Below are 21,144 nucleotides of genomic sequence, written 5' to 3'. Positions count from 1 at the left end.
GCGCCTATTGATCCTTCCCAAGGATGAGAACCTCCATGGAAATCTCCGGTAACACAGCTTTTTATGCGGGTCTGAGCACGATTCAGACCGGGCAGAACCGCGTCGATCAGGCCGCTAGCCAGATCGCCAACAACACCATTGAGCGCTCGGTTACCAGCCAGTCTTCCGAGGCGCAGGTCGATCGTCTGCGTGGCGTGGATCGCAGCCAGCAAATGGATCTGGGCAGCGACATGGTCGAGATGGCCCAAGGCAAGTTTCAAGTGGAACTGGGGGCAAAAGTCGCCAAGGCCTCCGATGAAATGCTCGGTACGATCATCGACACCTTTGCCTGATTTTTCGCCATTCACGTATGGCCGACGCCGCGCCTGTTCGCGGCGTTTTTCGTTGTAAGTCCTTCTCCCTCAACTAATCTTTTTTTATCGCCCGTGGCTCGTTCGAGCGCATGGCGGTTTGCTGTGTCCGGCGTTTGAAAGAAGCGCTGACGAACGGCAAAAGATCGATGCTTGACAAGATTTCGGCGTAAACGTATGTTTCAAACAACTGTTTGACCGTCACAACAAATCAACACGGTCGTTCATTCCCGGTTACATCAGCAGAGGTTTATCGCTATGCCTGACTACAAGGCCCCCTTGCGTGATATTCGCTTCGTTCGTGACGAACTGCTCGGCTACGAAGCGCACTATCAGAGCCTTCCGGCTTGCGCAGACGCAACTCCAGACATGGTTGACGCCATTCTCGAAGAAGGCGCCAAGTTTTGTGAGCAGGTACTGGCGCCGCTGAACCGCGTTGGCGACACCGAAGGTTGCACCTGGAGCGAGTCCGGTGTGAAAACTCCGACTGGCTTCAAAGAAGCTTACAAACAATTCGTCGAAGGCGGCTGGCCTAGCCTGGCGCACGACGTTGAGCATGGTGGTCAAGGCCTGCCTGAGTCGCTGGGTCTGGCTGTCAGCGAAATGGTGGGCGAAGCCAACTGGTCATGGGGCATGTACCCGGGCCTGTCGCACGGCGCGATGAACACCATCTCCGAGCACGGCACCCCTGAGCAGCAAGAGGCTTACCTGACCAAACTGGTTTCCGGCGAGTGGACCGGCACCATGTGCCTGACCGAACCGCACTGCGGCACCGACCTGGGCATGTTGCGCACCAAGGCCGAACCTCAGGCCGACGGCTCCTACAAAGTTTCCGGTACCAAGATCTTCATCTCGGCCGGTGAACACGACATGGCCGACAACATCGTCCACATCGTACTGGCCCGTCTGCCGGACGCACCGGCCGGCACCAAAGGCATTTCCCTGTTCATCGTTCCAAAGTTCATGCCGAACGCTGACGGCACCCTTGGTGCGCGCAACGCAGTGAACTGCGGTTCGCTGGAACACAAGATGGGCATCCACGGTAACGCGACCTGCGTGATGAACTTCGACGGCGCGACCGGTTTCCTGATCGGCCCGGCGAACAAAGGCCTGAACTGCATGTTCACCTTTATGAACACCGCACGTCTGGGTACCGCGCTGCAAGGTCTGGCCCACGCCGAAATCGGTTTCCAGGGCGGCCTGAAATACGCTCGCGATCGTCTGCAAATGCGTTCCCTGACTGGCCCGAAAGCGCCGGAAAAAGCTGCTGACCCGATCATCGTGCACCCGGATGTACGCCGCATGCTGTTGACCATGAAGGCATTCGCCGAAGGCAACCGTGCGATGGTGTACTTCACCGCCAAACAGGTCGACATCGTCAAATACGGCGTGGACGAAGAAGAGAAGAAGAAAGCCGACGCACTGCTGGCGTTCATGACGCCGATCGCCAAAGCGTTCATGACCGAAGTCGGTTTTGAATCTGCCAACCACGGTGTGCAGATCTACGGTGGCCACGGCTTCATCGCCGAGTGGGGCATGGAGCAGAACGTTCGCGACAGCCGCATTTCGATGCTGTACGAAGGCACCACCGGCATCCAGGCACTCGACCTGCTGGGCCGCAAAGTGCTGATGACCCAAGGCGAAGCCCTGAAAAGCTTCACCAAGATCGTCCACAAGTTCTGCCAGACCAACGAAGGCAACGAAGCCGTTAAGGAATTCGTCGAACCGCTGGCTGCACTGAACAAAGAGTGGGGCGAACTGACCATGAAGGTCGGTATGGCCGCCATGAAAGATCGCGAAGAAGTGGGCGCGGCTTCCGTGGACTACTTGATGTACTCCGGTTACGCCTGCCTGGCCTACTTCTGGGCTGACATGGCGCGTCTGGCAGCCCAGAAGCTGGCAGAAGGCACTGGCGACGCAGCGTTCTACACCGCCAAGCTGCAAACCGCGCGCTTCTACTTCCAGCGCATCCTGCCACGTACCCGTACCCACGTGGCCACCATGCTCTCGGGCGCCAACAACCTGATGGACATGAAAGAAGAAGACTTTGCGCTGGGCTACTAAGCCTTAACGCGGTCTGCACAGCCGCTGCTCCTTTCGGGGCAGCGGCTTTTTCATGCCTGATGAAAAATTGTTTAAGCGATGAAAATTCCCCACTAAAACGCTAAGAAAAGCCGATTTCCTGCCGTTAAAGAGGCTTCGATGTGACGCGCGTCACACCGCATGTGCTTAACTGCTCAAAATGCAGGCACAATGCCATCTTTTGCCGGGTCGGAGTTCTACCCTTTGCCGCGTTCTTCCGCTGTACGTCTCAGCCATTTCCTACCTTCACTGCTGTTGTTGCTCGCGGGGTTGGCGGCTGCGTACGTCAAAGACCTCAACGTGTTCTTCACGTCCCTGTTCAACGTGTTGCCAACTCTGGTGCTGCTGCTGGGCGGTGCTTACTGCGCGGTTTACCGACGTCAGCGCGAACTGTTTCTGATGCTCACGGTGTACATCGCCTACTTTTTGCTCGACACCCAGACCGATTATTACCGCGACAACGGCAAAGTGCGCGAAGACGCTGCCGTGGTGTTCCATCTGGTCTGCCTGCTGCTGCCGTTATTGTTCGGTGTGTTCGCTGCATGGCAAGAGCGTACGCATCTGTTTCAGGACATGGTCGCGCGGTTTGCCGTGTTATTGGCCTTCGGCAGCGTGGCGCTGGGGCTTGAGCAAAGTTACCCACAAGCGCTGCTGATGTGGCTTTCGGAAATCCGCTGGCCGGCGCTGCACGGCGCGTGGATGAGCCTGATCCAGTTGTCGTATCCGGTGTTCATCTCGGCCTTTGTGTTGCTGGCCTGGCAGTACTGGCGCAACCCGCGTCCGCTGCACGCGGCGCAACTGGTCGGGTTGCTCGGGGTGTTCTGGATGCTGCCGAAAACCTTCATCCTGCCATTCACCCTGAACATCATGTGCAGTCAGGTGATGTTGATGATTGCGGCGGCGGTGGCGCACGAGGCTTATCAAATGGCCTTTCGCGATGAACTGACCGGGCTGCCGGGCCGGCGCGCGCTCAACGAGCGCATGCAACGCCTCGGCCGTAATTACGTGCTGGCGATGAGCGACGTCGACCACTTCAAGAAATTCAACGACACCCACGGCCACGACGTCGGCGATCAGGTGCTGCGACTGGTCGCCAGTAAACTCTCCAAAATCAGCGGTGGCGGTAGGGCCTATCGCTACGGTGGTGAGGAATTCGCTCTGGTGTTTGCAGGCAAAACCCTTGAGGAATGCATGCCGCACCTGGAAGTCATCCGCGAGTCGATAGCCTCTTACAACATTCAACTGCGCAATCAGGAAAACCGCCCGCAGGACGATCAGCAAGGTCGTCAGCGTCGCGCCGGCTCCGGTGCGTCCAGTGTCTCGGTCACGGTCAGTATTGGCGTCGCTGAACGCGTCGAGCAGCGCAACCCCGAACAAGTGCTCAAGTCCGCGGACGAGGCGCTCTACAGCGCCAAGGGCGCGGGGCGTAACTGCGTGGTGGCGTTCGGACAGAACCGCCGTGGCGCGGTGCGCATGGACAGTGCCGCCGGTTGAGTGATGAGGGCGCATTCAGCGTCTGGACAATGATTGTGGGGCAGGGTGGCCGGCAGTAGGTTGAAGAAATCTGCTGACGGAGAAGCCACCATGCCCGAGTACAAAGCTCCCCTGCGCGACATGCGCTTTCTGATCGACCACGTCTTCGACTTCCACGCCAACTACGCCGCCCTCGGCGCGCATGACGCCAGCCCGGACATGATCAACGCGATCCTTGAAGAGGGCGCGAAGTTCTGTGAGAACGTTCTGGCACCGCTCAACCGCAGCGGTGACGAAGAGGGCTGCCATTTCGACAACGGTGTGGTGACAACGCCTACAGGCTTCAAGCAGGCCTTCGCACAATATGTTGAGGGCGGCTGGCACGGTCTGGCGGCGGACCCGACTTATGGCGGCCAGGGCCTGCCAAGTTCACTGGGGCTGGTTATCAGTGAAATGGTCGGCTCCAGCAACACCTCCTGGGGCATGTACCCGGGCTTGACCCACGGTGCAATGTCGGCGATCCACGCCCACGGCACCGAAGATCAGAAGACCATTTACCTGAGCAAACTCACCGCCGGCCAATGGACCGGCACCATGTGCCTGACCGAAGCCCATTGCGGCACTGATCTGGGCATCATCAAGACCCGCGCCGTGCCCCAGGCTGACGGCAGTTACGCGGTCACCGGCAGCAAGATTTTCATCTCTGCCGGCGAGCACGACATGAGCGACAACATCATCCATCTGGTATTGGCCAAACTGCCGGATGCGCCGGCCGGAACCAAGGGCATTTCGCTGTTCATCGTGCCGAAGTTCTTGCCGGATGCTGCGGGTGAGGCCGGTGAGCGCAACGGCGTGTCCTGCGGTTCGATCGAACACAAAATGGGCATCAAGGCTTCAGCCACCTGCGTGCTGAACTTCGACGGCGCCAAGGGCTTCCTGATCGGCGAGCCGAACAAGGGCCTGAACTGCATGTTCACCATGATGAACCACGCACGGCTTGGTACCGGCATGCAGGGGCTCTGTCTGGGCGAGGCGAGTTTCCAGGGTGCGATCAAATACGCCAATGACCGCTTGCAGATGCGCTCGCTGACCGGCGCCAAAGCCCCTGACAAACCGGCCGACCCGATCATCGTTCACCCGGATGTGCGGCGCATGCTGTTGACCATGAAAGCCTTCAACGAAGGCAATCGCGCATTGACCTACTTCACCGCGCAGATGCTCGATGTCGCACACCTGAGCGGCGATGCCCAAGCGCGTCAGGACGCCGAAGACCTGTTGGCGTTCCTCACGCCGATCTGCAAAGCGTTCATGACTGACACCGGGCTGGAAGTCACCAACCACGGCATGCAGGTGTTCGGCGGCCATGGGTTCATTCGCGAGTGGGGCATGGAGCAGTTGGTTCGCGACTGCCGGATTGCGCCGATCTACGAGGGCACCAACGGCATTCAGGCGCTCGATCTGCTCGGGCGCAAGGTGCTTGGCAGTCAGGGCAAGCTGCTGCGGGGCTTCACTAAAATCGTCCACAAGTTCTGCGCGGCGAATGCCGAGCATGCGCAACTGGGCAGTTTTGTCGCTCAGCTCAACGAGCTGAACCAGCAGTGGGGCGACCTGACCATGAAGGTCGGCATGGCGGCGATGAAGAACCCGGACGAGGTCGGTGCCGCTTCGGTGGATTATCTGATGTACAGCGGCTACATCATCCTCGGCTATCTATGGCTGCGCATGGCGCAGGTGGCGCAGGCGCAACTGGACGCGGGCGAGGGTGAGGCGGATTACCTTCGGGGGAAACTGGCAACGTGCGAGTTCTATTTCAAACGCCTATTGCCGCGCACGGCGGCGCATCGTGCGGCGGTCGAGGCGGGTAGCGATTGTTTGATGAAACTGCCGGCAGAGCTATTTGCTCTCTAAGCGCAAACAAAAGATCGCAGCCTTCGTCGGCTTCTCCAGGTAATCGCGTTTTACCTGGGTCGCTGGCGAAGGCTACGGTCTTTTTTGCGGTGACTAAAAATAACAAATCAGTCACCGGTTGACCCTATGTGTCGCAAAAGTTGTTGAGGTACACTCAGCCTCAACGAAAGCACCATTCCACGAATCACCTGTTTAGATCTTGCGAGGTTTGCCATGGCTGACTACAAAGCGCCGCTGCGCGATATGCGCTTCGTCCTCAATGAAGTATTCGAAGTCGCCAAACTCTGGGCTGAGTTGCCGGCACTGGCAGAGACCGTTGATGCCGAAACGGTTGAAGCGATTCTCGAAGAGGCCGGCAAGGTCACCAGTAAAAGCATTGCGCCGCTGAGCCGTGCCGCTGACGAAGAAGGCTGTCACTGGTCCGACGGTGCCGTCACCACGCCGGCCGGTTTCCCACAGGCCTATCAGACTTACGCTGAAGGCGGCTGGGTCGGTGTTGGCGGTGATCCGCAATACGGCGGCATGGGCATGCCCAAAGCCGTGTCGGCCCAGGTCGAAGAAATGGTCAACTCCGCCAGCCTGTCCTTCGGTCTGTACCCGATGCTGACCGCCGGTGCTTGCCTGTCGATCAACGCCCATGCCAGCGAAGAGTTGAAAGCCGCGTACCTGCCGAACATGTACGCCGGCGTCTGGGCCGGTTCCATGTGCCTGACCGAGCCGCATGCCGGCACCGACCTGGGCATCATCCGCACCAAGGCAGAGCCGCAGGCCGACGGTTCCTACAAGGTCAGCGGCACCAAGATCTTCATCACCGGTGGCGAACACGACCTCACTGAAAACATCATCCACCTGGTGTTGGCCAAACTGCCGGACGCTCCGGCCGGTCCGAAAGGCATTTCGCTGTTCCTGGTGCCGAAGTTCATGGTCAATGCCGATGGCAGCCTGGGCGCGCGTAACCCGGCCAATTGCGGTTCGATCGAACACAAGATGGGCATTCAGGCGTCCGCGACCTGTGTGATGAACTTCGACGAAGCCGTTGGGTATCTGGTCGGCGAGCCGAACAAAGGCTTGGCCGCGATGTTCACCATGATGAACTACGAACGTCTGGGTGTCGGTATTCAAGGTCTGGCGACTGGCGAGCGCTCGTATCAGAACGCCGTTGAATACGCCCGTGACCGTCTGCAGAGCCGTTCGCCGACCGGCGCGCAGAACAAAGACAAAGTGGCTGACCCGATCATCGTCCACCCGGACGTGCGTCGCATGCTGCTGACCATGAAAGCCTCGAACGAAGGTGGGCGTGCGTTCTCCACCTACGTCGCAATGCAACTCGACACCGCCAAGTTCAGCGAAGACGTGACCACGCGCAAGCGTGCAGAAGATCTGGTCGCGTTGCTGACGCCGGTGGCCAAGGCGTTCCTGACTGATCTGGGTCTGGAAACCACCGTCCTCGGCCAGCAGGTTTTCGGCGGTCATGGCTACATTCGTGAATGGGGCCAGGAGCAACTGGTGCGCGACGTACGCATTACCCAAATCTACGAAGGCACCAACGGCATTCAGGCGCTGGATTTGGTCGGACGCAAGATCGTCGGTAGCGGCGGTGCGTTCTACAAACTGTTCGCTGACGAGATCCGCCATTTCACCGCAACCGCCAGTACTGATCTGGGCGAATTCACCAAGCCGCTGAACGAGGCTGTCGACACCCTCGACGAGTTGACCGCATGGCTGCTGGATCGGGCAAAAAACAACCCGAACGAAATCGGCGCGGCGTCGGTCGAATATTTGCAAGCGTTTGGCTACACCGCTTACGCCTACATGTGGGCATTGATGGCCAAAGCCGCATTGGGCAAAGAAGCGCAGGAAGATTTCTATGCCAGCAAGCTTGGCACTGCACGCTTCTACTTCGTCCGTCTGCTGCCGCGTATTCACTCGTTGAGCGCGTCGGTAAGGGCTGGCAGCGAGTCGCTGTTCCTGCTGGAGGCGGCGCAATTCTGATGATGTAACGTCATGTAAGCATTCGCTTACACGACGTGCTGCTGTTCTCCCATAGGCGTAGATTGGATCCACGGCTAATCTACATTTCATGGACGTCGCGCAGGAAGCGCAAAGCAACAACACGGACACGTAGGATTCTGCCAGGGTGGCGGAGTGAAATGGATGTCAGGGAAACAGTCTGCAAAGCCCCGCTTCGGCGGGGTTTTCTTTTTCCCGCAGAAAAGTCTCAGGCCAAGGGGGCCAGTGGCGGTGCGCCTGTGAGCGGTCTCTCCTCACGCGCCATCACCTCTTCCAGCAATGTCCGCAATAGCGCCAAAGACGCCTGCTGACGTTGCACATCGCGACACACCAGCCCGACTTTCAACGGCACCCGAGGTTCGCTCAGCGGTTTCCACAGTAGATCCTGATCGTGGTACTCCTTCTGAGAACGTCCCGGCAGCACCGTCGCCAGTTTGGTGTGCGGCAGACTGTCGAGAATCCCCACCATATTGTTCAGCTCGGCCTGTACCTGCGGGCGCCGTCCGAGGCTGGTTAGCTGCGCCTGCCAGATCTGACGAATCTGAAATTCTTCCCCCAGCAGCAACATCGGCAATTCGGCCGCTTGACGCATCGAGACTTTCTTGAATTCACGCAATGGATGATCCGCCGGGATGACCAGCGTCAGTTCATCTTCGTACAGCATCACGCCATGGAGGCCCGGTTGGCGCGGCGGTAGATAACTGATGCCGATGTCCAGCGAACCATTGAGCAGCCGCCGTTCGATCTCCAGCCCGGTCAACTCATAGATCTGCACAACGAGATGCGGTTGGGCCTTGCGTACGCGTTCGAGCAGTTGCGGCACCAGGCTGGTGTGTACGGTTTGCAGCACACCAATCGCCAGCGTGCGCAACGCCTGACCTTTGAAGTTGCCCAGCGCCTCCCGCGCCCGTTGCAAGCCATCGAGCAAGGGCAAAGCGTGGTTGTACAGCGTGTGCGCAGCCAGCGTCGGCAGCAGGCGTTTGCTGCTGCGCTCGAACAGCGTGACATCGAGGTTCTGCTCGAGCTGGCGGATCTGCTGCGACAACGCCGGTTGCGAAATCGACAGCCGCTCAGCGGCCCGGCCGACATGGCCTTCTTCGTAGACCGCGACGAAATAACGCAGTTGTTTGAAATCCATAAGTAATGCTTATCGAAAATGCTGGGAAATCGAAATGGCCCGAAGCCGTCAGTGAGCCTAGTCTAACCGCATTCACAAGGCTTACAGGGCCAGACAGCGCGATGACTAGCGTTCGCTTCGACAGTGTTTACATAGGCAGTTCAAAAAACCTCAATCGAGGTTTTACTCAATGAATCTGTTCAGTTTGCGGCGTCAGACGCCAAGCCTTGATGACCTCACATTCGAGGCCGGCCAACCCGACACAGGCGAGCGCCTGATGCCGAGCGTTGAGCGACCACAACAGGTGTTCGTCCGGGGCCAAGGTTCATGGCTATGGGACAGCAACGACCGCGCTTATCTGGACTTTTCCCAGGCCGACGGCGCCAACAGTCTCGGTCACAGCCCTTCAGCGCTGGTCAAAGCCATCACTAGTCAAGCCCAGGCGCTGATCAACCCCGGTTTCAACCTGCACAATCGCGGCATGCTCAGCCTCACCGAACGGCTCTGCGCCGGCACCTCCTGCGACCAGGCTTATCTGCTCAACAGCGGCAGCGAAGCCTGTGAGGCGGCGATCAAACTGGCGCGCAAGTGGGGCCAACTGCATCGCGGTGGCGCCTCGCGGATCATCGCGGCGAAACAGGGCTGTCATGGCCGTAGTCTGGCGGCGATTTCAGCGTCGGACAGTGGCAACCTGCCCAACCGCTTCGCTCCGTTGCTGCCAGGTTTCGATCGGGTGCCGTTCAACGATTTGCCGGCGCTGCACGCGGCGGTTGATGCGCAGACCGTAGCCATCATGCTGGAGCCGATCCAGAGCGATGCCGGGGTGGTTCCGGCCACCGAGCATTACCTCAAAGGCGTTGAGCGTCTGTGCCGCGAATTGGGCATTCTGCTGATTCTCGACGAAGTGCAGACCGGCATCGGCCGCTGCGGTACCTTGCTTGCCGAACAATCCTACGGCGTTCGTGCCGATATCGTCGTACTGGGCAAAGGTCTGGGCGGTGGCGTGCCATTGGCGGCGCTGCTGGCGCGAGGCCAAGCCTGCTGTTTCGAACCCGGCGAACTGGGCGGCACGCATCACGGTAATGCGCTGATGACAGCGGCCGGTCTGGCGGTACTCGACAGCGTGCAGGACCGGGCCTTTCTCGAACAGGTCAAAGACAATGGCCAGCACCTGCGCGAAGGTCTTGTGCGTTTGGCCCGTCGCTACGGCCACGGCGAGTTGCGTGGCCAAGGGCTGTTCTGGGGCCTCACCCTGTCGGACGATTCAGCCGAAGCGGTGATCCAGGCCGCGCTGCACGAAGGCCTGCTGCTCACCGCTGCGCAACCCGACTGCCTGCGCTTCACCCCGGCGCTCACCGTCAGTAAAGCCAACATCGACGAAATGCTCCTGCGCCTGGCCCGAGCCTTCTCCCGCGTGCGTACCGCACAGTTGCAATGCCGCAAAGGGATTGCCGTCTGATCCGAACTGTCCTACCCGAATTCAAGAACCGTCTCGCGGTATAACGCACGCCCTACGCCTGATTCTTTTGGCGTGGGGCGTTTTTTTGTACGCGGTACTGGCAAACAGCAGGCAGACGCAGTGAACCCTGACGAACGGCAAAGGTCGATTAGTTTGTATGGCTCAAATGAGCCAGCCCCCACTCAGGAGCTGCCCCATGGACTTTATTCGCATCATCATCGCTATTCTGTTACCGCCGCTGGGTGTGTTTCTGCAGGTCGGGTTTGGCGGGGCGTTCTGGTTGAACATTCTGCTGACGTTGTGCGGCTACATTCCCGGGATCGTGCATGCGGTGTACATCATTGCCAAGCGTTGAGTTCTGCGGCGTCAGGTGAATAGTCTTCGCGAGCAAGCCCGCTCCCACACGGGATCTGTGTTGTTCACAAATCCCCTGTGGGAGCGGGCTTGCTCGCCAATGGGGCGACTCGATGGATGAAAGTGGGCGTGGATCTCAGTCCGCCAACTCCATCACCCGCCGATAAAACTTCCACTCCTGCTCCAACGCATGCGCCTGATTGACTGCGCGGCGGAATCCATGGTGCTCATCGGCGTAGTAATGCGCCTCGACCGCAATGCCGTTGCGCTCCAGAGCCTCGGCCATGTCGCGGGTCTGTTGCGGCACCACGACGGCGTCCAGTTCGCCCTGAAAGAAAATCACCGGTACGCGGATATTGCTCGCATGCAGCAACGGCGTGCGGGCGGCGTAGCGTTCGGCGTCTTGCTCGGGATCGCCGATCAGCCAATCCAGATAATCACCCTCGAACTTGTGCGTCGCTCTAGCCAAAGCCACCGGATCGCTGACCCCATAAAGGCTGGCGCCGGCACGAAACACCTGATGAAACGCCAAGGCACAAAGCGTGGTGTAGCCGCCCGCGCTGCCGCCACGGATGAACGCACGTTCAGCGTCGATCAGCCCTTGTGCGGCGAGATACCCCACCACTGCGCAGGCATCTTCGACATCCACATCGCCCCAGCTCAGATGCAACGCCTGCCGATATTCGCGGCCATAACCGCTGCTGCCGCGATAGTTGAGGTCAGCGACGGCGAAGCCGCGTTGCGTCCAATACTGGATGCGCGGGTCAAGCATCGGGTAGCAGGCCGAGGTTGGGCCGCCATGGATGAACACCACCAGCGGCGGTTTCACTTCACCGCTCATGGCCGGATAAAAGAACCCGTGAGCCTCCCCCGAACCGCTGGGGTAACGCAGGGTTTGTGGACGGCTGATGCGTTCGGCGGGCAACGGTGCAACACCACCAGCCAGCACTTTTACTTCGTGGGATGCGCGATCAATGGCGATCACCGCCGAAGGGCTGATCGGCGAGGCCGCGATGCAATAGATGAATGGCTGATCCAGTGCCAGATGACGGAAGCGGCTGTAGTCGCCGGTGAAGTCTTCACCGTTTAGCGCGAGGCGACCGAAACCGCCTTCACTCCAACTGGCCAGATAAGACTCGCCAACGGGCAGCCAGGTGCAACCGCCTAGCTGCCACGGCGCAGGCGCATGATCGGCTTCGGCGCTTGGCAACGCTTGCAGACCATCGTCTGTTTCGCCCCACGGCTGCCAGAATCCGCCGCGATCAGTCAGACAAAACAAGCGGTTTTCGGTATTGAATCGCGGTTGCTGGATCGACTCCTCAACCCCGTCACCCGCCAGGCAACGTGGCGCGGAAAAGCCCCCGTCAGCCGAGCGCCCAGCCACCATCAACCGAGTCGAAGTCCACGGCTGATGCGGCCGGCTCCACTCGATCCACGCCAAACGCTGGCCATCCGGGCTGATGATCGGCGCGGCATAAAAGTCCGCGCCCTCGGCCAGCAGATGACGCGTGCCGTCAGCCAGATCAATCGCGACCAAGCGATGCTGATCGTGGTGTTCCTCCACTGCCAAGACCCGACCCTGGGCAAAATGCAGATCGCCATAGCGACACTCACCCGACGTCAGCGCTTCAGGCTGACCATCCAGCGCCTGTCGATACAACTGCTGATCCGCCTCTCCGACGAAAACCACCCCGTCGGGCGTCAGACAAAACGCCCCACCACCATATTCGTACACGCGGCTGCGCACGCTGAAACCTTCGGGCGTCAGACATCTCGCCACGCCATCGCGCCAATGCCAGATCCGGCACGCCGCATCCTCCGGGCGATATTCATTCCAGAACAAACCGTTGCTACCCAGTTGCAGTTCGGCGAAATCCATCCCGGCGGCGACGGCTTGAGCGGCGCTAAAAGGCTCAGCTTTTAGCGATGAGGCGTGAGTTTCGTTCATTGCGAAAGGCCAATTGTTCGATGGTTTGAGTGGCGTGCTCGGCTTCTTCACGGGCCTTGAGGATCACACCGTGATGTTCGGATTTGCTGCACACCGGGTCGGCATTGCTCGCGTCACCCGTGAGCATGAACGCTTGGCAGCGACAGCCGCCGAAGTCCTTTTCCTTCTCATCGCAGGAGCGGCACGGCTCGGGCATCCAGTCGTACCCGCGAAAGCGGTTGAAGCCGAACGAGTCGTACCAGATGTGCTGCATGCTGTGGTCGCGCACGTTGGGAAATTGTACCGGCAGTTGTCGCGCGCCATGACAGGGCAGGGCAGTGCCGTCCGGAGTGACGGTCAGAAAGATGCTGCCCCAGCCGTTCATGCAGGCTTTCGGGCGTTCTTCGTAGTAGTCCGGGGTGACGAAAATCAGCTTGCACGGATGCCCTTCGGCTTCCAGCTTGGCGCGGTATTCGTTGGTGATCCGTTCAGCGCGCACCAGTTGTTCCTGGGTCGGCAGCAGACCGACACGATTGAGCTGTGCCCAGCCGTAGAACTGGCAGGTGGCGAGTTCGACGAAATCCGCTTCGAGCGCAATGCACAGCTCGATGATGCGGTCGATTTTGTCGATGTTGTGCCGATGAGTGACGAAGTTCAACACCATCGGGTAGCCGTGGGCTTTCACCGCACGGGCCATTTCCAGCTTCTGCGCGAAAGCTTTTTTCGAGCCGGCGAGCAGGTTGTTCACCTGCTCGTCGCTGGCCTGAAAACTGATCTGGATGTGATCGAGGCCAGCCTTCTTGAAGTCGCTGATTTTCTGCTCGGTGAGCCCAATGCCCGAGGTGATCAGGTTGGTGTAGAACCCAAGCTTGCGCGCCTCGCCGATCAGCTCGGCGAGATCCTGGCGCACCAGCGGTTCGCCACCGGAAAAACCCAACTGCGCCGCGCCCATTTCCCGCGCCTCGCGAAATACCTTGATCCATTGCTCGGTGCTCAGCTCTTTGCCCTGCTCGGCGAAATCCAGCGGATTGGAGCAGTACGGGCATTGCAGCGGGCAGCGGTAGGTCAGCTCGGCGAGCAGCCACAGCGGCAGGCCGATCTCTGGCTTGGGCGGTACTTGCACCGATGAATCAGGCAAGTTCGATCCAGTGCTGCGCACGGGCAACCTCCATGAATTGCTCGATGTCGTCACCGAGTTCGGGCACGCCGGGGAACTGCTTGTCGAGTTCGCCGATGATCGCTGCAACATCGCGCTCACCGTCGATCAGACCGCCGATCAGCGCAGCGCTGTCGTTGAGTTTGATCATGCCTTCGGGGTACAGCAGCACATGGCCTTTCTGCGCCGGCTCGTACTGGAAACGGTAGCCGGGGCGCCAGGTCGGGATCTTGCTGCGGTCGAAACTCATAAGGTGATTCCTTTATGCCAGACCCGTTGCTCGGTCACGCTGTGATAGGGCGGGCGGTTCAGTTCGTAAGCCATGCTCATGGCATCGAGCATGCTCCAAAGAATGTCCAGTTTGAACTGGAGAATTTCCAGCATGCGCTCCTGACCTTCGCGAGTCTTGTAGTGCTCAAGGGTGATCGCCAGGCCATGCTCGACATCCCGGCGCGCTTGGCCGAGGCGGGTGCGGAAATATTCGTAACCGGCGGGATCGATCCACGGGTAATGTTGCGGCCAACTGTCGAGGCGTGACTGGTGGATCTGCGGCGCGAACAGTTCGGTCAGTGAACTGCTGGCAGCTTCCTGCCAACTGGCGCGGCGGGCGAAGTTGACGTAGGCGTCGACGGCGAAGCGCACGCCGGGCAATACCAGTTCCTGAGAACGCAATTGATCCGGATCGAGGCCGACGGCTTGGCCCAAGCGCAACCACGCTTCGATACCACCGTCTTCACCGGGGGCGCCGTCGTGGTCGAGCAAGCGTTGAATCCACTCGCGGCGGATTTCGCGATCCGGGCAATTGGCGAGGATCGCTGCGTCCTTCAGGGGGATGTTCACCTGATAGTAGAAGCGGTTGGCGACCCAGCCCTGAATCTGTTCGCGGGTGGCGCGGCCCTGGTACATCGCCACGTGATACGGGTGATGGATGTGGTAGTAGGCGCCTTTGGCGCGCAGGGCCGCTTCGAATTCGGCTTTGGACAGCGGGGTGTCGGTCATTGCGGTTCTCCGGGGAACAACCCTAGAAATCTCTTTTGTTTGCACTGGCCTCTTCGCGAGCAGGCTCGCTCCCACAGGTTGATCGCATTCCAATGTGGGAGCGAGCCTGCTCGCGAAGGGGGTCTCAAAGGCTTACAGCACAATACTCATGCCATCGAACGCCACTTCAACATCACGCCGCGCCAGTTCCGCGCGCTCCGGCGAATCCTCGTCGAGAATCGGGTTGGTGTTGTTGATGTGGATAAGCACCTTGCGTTGCTCGGGAAGCTGTTCCAGCACTTCGAGCATGCCGCCAGGGCCGTTCTGCGCCAGATGGCCCATCTCGCGACCGGTGCGGGTGCCGACGCCACGGCGCTGCATTTCATCGTCGTCCCACATTGTGCCGTCGACCAGCAGGCAATCGCTGCCCGCCATGATCTCGAGCAACGGCGCGTCAACCTTGCCCAGACCCGGGGCATAGAACAGTTTGCCGCCAGTCTTCAGGTCTTCGACGATCAGGCCGATGTTGTCGCCCGGGTGCGGGTCGAAACGATGCGGCGAGTAGGGCGGTGCGGCGCTGCGCAATGGCAGCGGGGTGAAGCGCAGGTTCGGGCACGCGGCGACGGTGAAGCTTTGATCGAGTTCGATACGGTTCCAGTCCAGTCCACCGTTCCAGTGGGTGAGCATGGTGAACAACGGAAAACCGGTGCTCAGGTCTTCGTGAACCATGTCCGTGCACCAGACCTGATGCGGGCAGCCTTCGCGCAGGCTGAGCAGGCCGGTGGTGTGGTCGATCTGGCTGTCCATCAGGATGATCGCGCTGATCCCGGTGTCGCGCAGCGCACGGCCCGGTTGCATCGGGGCGAAGCTCTGCAACTGGGCGCGGATGTCCGGCGAGGCGTTGCACAACACCCAGTTCACGCCGTCATCGGAAATAGCGATGGACGATTGGGTGCGAGCCTTGGCATTCAGGCTGCCGTCGCGAAAGCCTGCACAGTTGACGCAGTTACAGTTCCACTGCGGAAAACCGCCACCGGCGGCCGAACCCAGAATCTGGACGAACATGAACGCTCCATCATTTCAACGCTGAAAATAAAACGCCTCGGCGAGCCGAGGCGTTGCACTGCAATTCTGACGAGGCAGAACTCAGCGGCTGGCGAAGTACATGGTGACTTCGAAGCCGATACGCAGGTCGGTGTAAGCCGGTTTTGTCCAGGACATCAGGTGACTCCTTCAATAAAAGGGCGGGTGGGATAGCGCTATCCATAGGTATAGTCCACGGCAGCGCAGGGACGTTCCAAATAGTTAGGCGGCTATGTTACTCAAAATTTCAGAGGGATTGTCCGTGAATCTTTGAGAAAGCTCCTTGCAGCCTCGGTAATGATCATTTTCCCGCTTGCCAGGGTGCGCCCGGTATTGGGCCGTTGGCGAGGCAGTGCCAGCCGCCTTCGGCAGCGGTTAATCGTTGCGCGGCGGCCAGCAATGTCGGTCGACTCAATTGGCCGATTGCCGCGACCAGTTGCTCCAGATAATCCGACGGGTGGCCGGCGAGTTTGGCCTGCCAGAGCAGTTCGGCAGCGTCTTTGAAAGGCAGATGAGTGCTATCGAATTGATCCGCCAGGCGCTGGCGCTGTTGGTCGAGACCGGCCTCGTCAGTGGATTCGATCAGTGCGCGATTGCCTTCAAGGAATTGTTGAATGTGGCCGAGCAATTCTGTGGTCGCAACGTTGGGTGATTGCACGCCAAACAGCAACCCGACCTGACCATGGATCTGTCGCAGTGCGCTGAACACGGCATAACCCAACTGCAACTCGACCCTCAGGCGTTGATAGAACGGCGTCTGGCAAAGCTGTGCGAGCAAGCGCCATGCGGCTTCGTCGGCGATATCGCGCCCGGCGGTCGGGCAGAACAGCAACAAGGCGTGTTCGCTGGACGCTGTCTCGATGGGGTGCCACAAATGTTGTGTGGTAATCGCTGTCGGTGCCGGCAACTGATTGTCCGGTACGCCGGGAATACGGCTCAGGGCCAGGCCCATTGCCGATTGGGTCTGTGGATGAAGGCCCAAGGCCAGGCCATCCCAGCGAGAAGTTGTCCACAGGTGTTTGGCGTCGTTGCAGGTGTTCGCGGGTTGCAGACAATGCTCCGGGAGTGCCTTGAGCAGTTGGCGGATCGGTATCAACGCCGCTTGCGCCTCACCCGGCAGGGAATCGGCTTCAACTTGCGTCAGACATTTCAGCGCGTGCTCAAGGACGCTGGGCATGGGCTCTTGCAGCCCGGTCAGTTTCAACAGCCATTGATTGCCGCCCATGCTGAGCGATAACTCGACCCCGGCCTGACGCGCATCATCCTGAGTTGCTCGCAGACTGCGCAGCAGCCTCGATTGCAGAGCTGCAGAGGCCGCCGCCTCCAGTTGCCAGCGCAGATAAATCGCCCCGTCATCACCGTTGTCCGGCAAGGCCTGACTGAATTGCATTGGCGAACGTTCGCGACGCCCGCGTGAGCGATCCTGAGCAAACGTGCGCAGGCCTCGGTGGGCGCTGGTTTGTCCGCGGATCAGTCCGGCGTTGGCCAGCGGCTCGTTGGCCCGCAGGAAAGGATTGGCGGCGGGCAGGTGCCAGTGGCGACTGAAGTTATCCACAGTGCCCATTTCGCGCAGCATTCGTTTCAGCGCGCTCGCCCCCGATTCCGACAAACCGCTTTCGAGTTGCTCGCTGTCGAGCCGCGCCAGTGGCAACGCACCGCTGACTTGGTGGTGACGCGCAAGCACGGCGGCGTATTCCTTGCGCAGCGGCGCCCAATCCTGTTGCGCAAAGAAACTCAGCCAGTCGCGCGCGTGTTCGCCAATGGCACCCAGCGACTCGGCGGGTGCGTTGAACGCCAGATGCAGCAAGGCCTGCTCGGCAAAGTGATACAGCGGCGCTGCGTGCAGGCCGTCAGCCAGACCCTGTGCCTGCAAGTACGCCAGCAATCCACCTGGTTTGGCGCTGTTGAGCCAATGGCAGAGAAACGCCATCGCCTCAGCCGACGACTCGGGCAAAGTGTCGAACGCAAACAGCAGATTGCAGCGCTGTTCACCGACCTGTTGATAACTGCTCACCGCCAGCGGCAGGCTCACGGCTTGCGCAACGTGATCCCCGGTCGGCAACGTCGCCGCAAACTGCACGGCCAGTGCGCGCAATTGTTCAAGGCTCTGCGGCCCCACCAGGCTCAATGTCATTTGCCCGGTGCGATAAAACTGCTGGTGGAAACCCTTCAACGCCTGTTGAAACAGCGGCTGCTCCACTTGCAGGCTGTCTCGATTCCCCGCATGAAACCCGCGCAATGGATGCTCGGCTGGCAAACCTTGGTACAACGCAAGATCCTGCTGCGCCGCAGGATCTTGCGACCAAGCGATAAATTCCGCCTGCAGCACTTCCCGTTCCCGCAACTGATCGTCCAGATTCATACGCGGATGGGCGAGCATGTCTGACAGACGCTCAAGCCCGCCGCTGAACGATTGCGTTGGCAACTCAAAGAAAAAGTCAGTCGTACGCTCGTCAGTGCTGGCATTCACCTGCCCGCCGTGACCTTGCACGTAGGCCATCAACCCTTCGCTCGCAGGAAAACGCTCAGTGCCGAGAAACAGCAAATGCTCAAGAAAATGTGCCAGCCCCGGCCACGCCAAGGGCACGTCATGGCTGCCGGCAGCCACCCGTAACGCGGCGGCACTGCGCTTCAAACCGGGCGCATGACGCAGGGTTACGCGCAAGCCGTTGGCCAGGGTTTCGGTGTGGGGGCGGGGGTGAGTCGGCGCAGGCATGGGCACTTCCAGAACAGTGAAGTGCCAATGCTAGCGGATTAGCGCTTGTTCAGCGCGCCGTAAAGCTCGGGGCGGCGATCGCTGAGGTAGTGATTGGCGGCGCGGGAGTCGATCATCAACTGCCGATCCAGTTCGCCGACGATCAAGGCTTCATCCAGACCGGCCTGAGCCATGCGGCTGCCGTCCGGTGCGGCGATGCTGCTTTGCCCGCAATAGTGAATGTCACCTTCATGGCCGCAGTAGTTGGCGTAAGCCACGTAGCACTGGTTCTCGAAGGCACGCGAGCGGACAGTGACGTCAGCGACGAAATCGAACGGAATCATGTTTGCCGTCGGCACCAGAATCAGTTCGGCGCCTGCCAGGGCCAGGCGCCGGGCGTTTTCCGGGAATTCCAGGTCGTAACAGATCAGGAAACCGAGCTTCCAGCCATTGAGTTCAACCACGGGAAACGCGTCTTCGCCAGGACTGAACATCGAGCGATCGAGATCACCGAACAGGTGCGTCTTGCGGTAATTGCACAGGCGTTCGCCTTGGGCGTCGATCAACTGCACAGCGTTGTAGATCTGCCCATCAGCGGTGCGCTCGGGATAACCATAAACAATCGCCAGGCCGGCAGCCTTGGCGATCCGGCCGATCTGCTGCGCCCATTCACCGTTGTAGACCTCGGCCAATGTACTGACCGCCTCGGCGCCGATGTTGTAGCCGGTCATGAACATCTCCGGCAGCACCAACAGATCGGCGCCTTTGGCCTCCATCGCCAATTGATACAGGCGTTGCAGGTTGGCGGCGGGGTCCAGTGGCAGCGGTGGACATTGGTAAAGGGCTACACGCATCAGGGATTCCTCTTACTCGGGCAGGGCGATAGGGCCGATGTCTTTGAACACATCACCCGGGCCCGGGTTCTCTTTATGTGTAGAACCGCCGAAATGGTTCATGATCCCCCACACCGCGTTGAGCGAGGTCTGCACCGCGCCTTCGACCCAGGCCGGCGTCCACGACACGTCGTCACCGGCGATGAAAATCCCACGCTGCTCGGCGGGCATGTCGTCCTGCATGAAGTGCGAGTACATGCGCTGGTTGTAGCGATAGTGGCCGGGCAGGGCGCCTTTGAATGCACCGAGGAAATGCGGATCGGCTTCCCACGACACTGTGATCGGATCGCCGATGATTCGCGCGGCAATGTCGACTTTCGGGTAGATCTTTTTCAACGCGTTCAACGCCAGTTCCACGCGTTTTTCCACAGGGTGCGGCAGCATCTTCAGGGCGTCGCTCATCCACGAGTACGACAGGCAGATCACGCCCGGTTTGTCGTCGCCGTTGTCGAACAGATAGGTGCCACGGGTCAGGCGATCGGTGAGGGTCATGCTCATCAGGTCGCGCCCGGTTTGCGGGTCCTTGTCCTTCCAGAACGGCCGATCGACCATCACAAACGTCTTCGACGATTGCATGTAGCGGGTGCGGTCGAGCGCCATCCACATCTTTTGCGAGAACAGGGTTTCGTCGCATTCGATCTGCGTGGTCAGCAGCCAGCTCTGGCAAGTGGTCAGTACGGCGGCGTATTCGCGGGTGTCGCCGTTGTTGTCGGTGACGGCGAAACGGCCATCGGGCGCATGGGCAATTTTCTTCACGCCTGAACGCGGCGCGCCACGGTGCAGGGACTTCAGGCTGGTGCCTTCAGGCCAGTGCACGCAGCGCTGTGGCACATGGCGCCAGATACCCTGCGGCACTTGTTCAACGCCGCCGACCACCAAATGTTGGTGATCGTCGCAGTTGGTCATCACCACCCGGAAGATTTCCAGCATCGAATTGGGAAAGTCCGAATCCCAGCCGCCGGTGCCGAAACCGACCTGACCGAACACTTCTCGGTGATGGAACGATAACTTGGCGAACGCTTCGGACGTGGCGACGAAATCGTAGAAGGTGCGGTCATCCCACAGCGGCACCAGGGTGTTCCACAGCTCTTTGAGGCGCGGCACATCACGGTCGCGAATGGCTTGCTGGATATCGGCGAACTGTGAACCCGCCTCTAACGCATCCGCCCAGGCGTCAGCCACTTCCTGAAACAAGGCAGGAAGATCCGCCAGTTTCTGTGCGTAATGGGTTTTGCCTTCCAGATCGATCACGGTGCTGCCGGAGGCGGGCGTCAGCGGGTTGGGGAAGGGCTTGGTTTCGAGGCCGAGTTTGTCGACGTAGTGATAGAACGCAGTGGAGGACACCGGGAAACGCATGCCACCGAGTTCGGCGACGATACCGTCAGTGCCGTTGAACGCCTGCGAGCGCAGGCGGCCGCCGAGTTTGGAGGCCTCGTAAACCACCGGTTTGAGGCCGAGCTTCATCAGCTCATAGGCCGCCACCAGACCTGCGATGCCGGCGCCGACGATCGCCACTTCAGCACCGTGGTGATGCTCGGGAATGCTGCCCAAGCCGGCCGGGTGTTCGATCCAGTCGTCGAAGGCGAACGGAAAGTCCGGACCGAAAATGGTGATTGGCTTTTTACCGTCTGCAGGATGGCGATTGTTCTTGTTCATGGC

Annotated in this window: 17 protein-coding genes; 7 read left to right on the top strand and 10 right to left on the bottom strand. The window is 60.0% G+C overall.

Features of this window, described 5'->3' with window-relative positions; translation table 11 throughout:
- The first annotated feature begins 35 nt into the window (after positions 1–35).
- The 5 genes from ACIOU6_RS03690 to ACIOU6_RS03670 all read left to right on the top strand — a co-directional run bounded on the left by ACIOU6_RS03690 (position 36) and on the right by ACIOU6_RS03670 (position 7,805).
- Positions 36–332, top strand: a complete 297-nt coding sequence (locus tag ACIOU6_RS03690; RefSeq protein ID WP_221731127.1) for a pyrroloquinoline quinone biosynthesis protein PqqE — start codon at positions 36–38, stop codon at positions 330–332.
- A 276-nt stretch (positions 333–608) separates the two neighbouring features.
- Positions 609–2,414 (top strand): phenylacyl-CoA dehydrogenase, encoded by a 1,806-nt coding sequence (locus ACIOU6_RS03685; protein ID WP_221731126.1) that lies wholly within the window; start codon positions 609–611, stop codon positions 2,412–2,414.
- A 222-nt stretch (positions 2,415–2,636) separates the two neighbouring features.
- The gene (locus ACIOU6_RS03680) at positions 2,637–3,926 is read left to right on the top strand and encodes a GGDEF domain-containing protein (protein ID WP_221731125.1); all 1,290 of its coding nucleotides are present in this window, start codon (positions 2,637–2,639) and stop codon (positions 3,924–3,926) included.
- Between the two features lie 90 nt (positions 3,927–4,016).
- Positions 4,017–5,813 carry an acyl-CoA dehydrogenase C-terminal domain-containing protein gene (locus tag ACIOU6_RS03675; protein ID WP_401133926.1) on the top strand — a complete coding sequence of 599 codons (1,797 nt, stop codon included), beginning with the start codon at positions 4,017–4,019 and terminating at the stop codon, positions 5,811–5,813.
- Positions 5,814–6,026: 213 nt separating this feature from the next.
- On the top strand, positions 6,027–7,805 hold the full coding sequence (locus tag ACIOU6_RS03670) for an acyl-CoA dehydrogenase C-terminal domain-containing protein (protein ID WP_401133924.1): 1,779 nt from the start codon (positions 6,027–6,029) through the stop codon (positions 7,803–7,805).
- A gap of 226 nt (positions 7,806–8,031) precedes the next feature.
- Here ACIOU6_RS03670 and ACIOU6_RS03665 read toward each other — a convergent pair whose 3' ends face one another.
- Complete coding sequence (locus ACIOU6_RS03665) at positions 8,032–8,961, bottom strand: LysR family transcriptional regulator (protein WP_221731122.1); 930 nt, start codon at positions 8,959–8,961, stop codon at positions 8,032–8,034.
- A gap of 169 nt (positions 8,962–9,130) precedes the next feature.
- On the opposite strand from ACIOU6_RS03665, the gene ACIOU6_RS03660 reads away from it, so the two are divergent.
- Complete coding sequence (locus ACIOU6_RS03660) at positions 9,131–10,399, top strand: aspartate aminotransferase family protein (RefSeq protein WP_401133921.1); 1,269 nt, start codon at positions 9,131–9,133, stop codon at positions 10,397–10,399.
- 196 nt (positions 10,400–10,595) lie between these two features.
- Positions 10,596–10,754: a YqaE/Pmp3 family membrane protein gene (locus ACIOU6_RS03655; RefSeq protein ID WP_003228885.1), complete on the top strand. Its 159-nt coding sequence runs from the start codon at positions 10,596–10,598 to the stop codon at positions 10,752–10,754.
- Positions 10,755–10,889: 135 nt separating this feature from the next.
- Here the strand turns inward: ACIOU6_RS03655 and ACIOU6_RS03650 are convergent, their stop codons facing one another.
- The 9 genes from ACIOU6_RS03650 to ACIOU6_RS03610 form a co-directional block, all read right to left on the bottom strand.
- Positions 10,890–12,701, bottom strand: a complete 1,812-nt coding sequence (locus tag ACIOU6_RS03650; RefSeq protein WP_401133918.1) for a prolyl oligopeptidase family serine peptidase — start codon at positions 12,699–12,701, stop codon at positions 10,890–10,892.
- The gene (gene pqqE / locus ACIOU6_RS03645; RefSeq protein WP_401134098.1) at positions 12,667–13,803 is read right to left on the bottom strand and encodes a pyrroloquinoline quinone biosynthesis protein PqqE; all 1,137 of its coding nucleotides are present in this window, start codon (positions 13,801–13,803) and stop codon (positions 12,667–12,669) included. The genes ACIOU6_RS03650 and pqqE overlap by 35 nt, the downstream gene beginning before the upstream one ends.
- A gap of 7 nt (positions 13,804–13,810) precedes the next feature.
- Complete coding sequence (gene pqqD / locus ACIOU6_RS03640) at positions 13,811–14,086, bottom strand: pyrroloquinoline quinone biosynthesis peptide chaperone PqqD (RefSeq protein ID WP_221731118.1); 276 nt, start codon at positions 14,084–14,086, stop codon at positions 13,811–13,813.
- On the bottom strand, positions 14,083–14,835 hold the full coding sequence (pqqC, locus tag ACIOU6_RS03635; protein ID WP_221731117.1) for a pyrroloquinoline-quinone synthase PqqC: 753 nt from the start codon (positions 14,833–14,835) through the stop codon (positions 14,083–14,085). Before pqqC ends, pqqD begins: the two co-directional genes overlap by 4 nt.
- Before the next feature lie 132 nt (positions 14,836–14,967).
- On the bottom strand, positions 14,968–15,879 hold the full coding sequence (gene pqqB, locus ACIOU6_RS03630; protein WP_221731116.1) for a pyrroloquinoline quinone biosynthesis protein PqqB: 912 nt from the start codon (positions 15,877–15,879) through the stop codon (positions 14,968–14,970).
- A gap of 81 nt (positions 15,880–15,960) precedes the next feature.
- Positions 15,961–16,035 (bottom strand): pyrroloquinoline quinone precursor peptide PqqA, encoded by a 75-nt coding sequence (gene pqqA, locus ACIOU6_RS03625; protein ID WP_003422658.1) that lies wholly within the window; start codon positions 16,033–16,035, stop codon positions 15,961–15,963.
- 163 nt (positions 16,036–16,198) lie between these two features.
- Positions 16,199–18,613 carry a pyrroloquinoline quinone biosynthesis protein PqqF gene (gene pqqF, locus ACIOU6_RS03620; protein ID WP_401133914.1) on the bottom strand — a complete coding sequence of 805 codons (2,415 nt, stop codon included), beginning with the start codon at positions 18,611–18,613 and terminating at the stop codon, positions 16,199–16,201.
- Positions 18,614–18,651: 38 nt separating this feature from the next.
- Positions 18,652–19,446, bottom strand: coding sequence for a carbon-nitrogen hydrolase family protein (locus ACIOU6_RS03615; RefSeq protein ID WP_401133911.1), 795 nt, complete (start codon positions 19,444–19,446; stop codon positions 18,652–18,654).
- 12 nt (positions 19,447–19,458) lie between these two features.
- Positions 19,459–21,141, bottom strand: a complete 1,683-nt coding sequence (locus ACIOU6_RS03610; RefSeq protein ID WP_401133909.1) for a flavin monoamine oxidase family protein — start codon at positions 21,139–21,141, stop codon at positions 19,459–19,461.
- Positions 21,142–21,144: the final 3 nt, after the last annotated feature.

The sequence above is a fragment of the Pseudomonas sp. NPDC087615 genome (assembly GCF_044743445.1).
Classification (GTDB): Bacteria; Pseudomonadota; Gammaproteobacteria; order Pseudomonadales; family Pseudomonadaceae; genus Aquipseudomonas; species Aquipseudomonas baetica_A.
The sequence above is the reverse complement of the archived record's forward strand: the minus strand, read 5'-3'. Positions and strand labels throughout refer to the sequence as shown.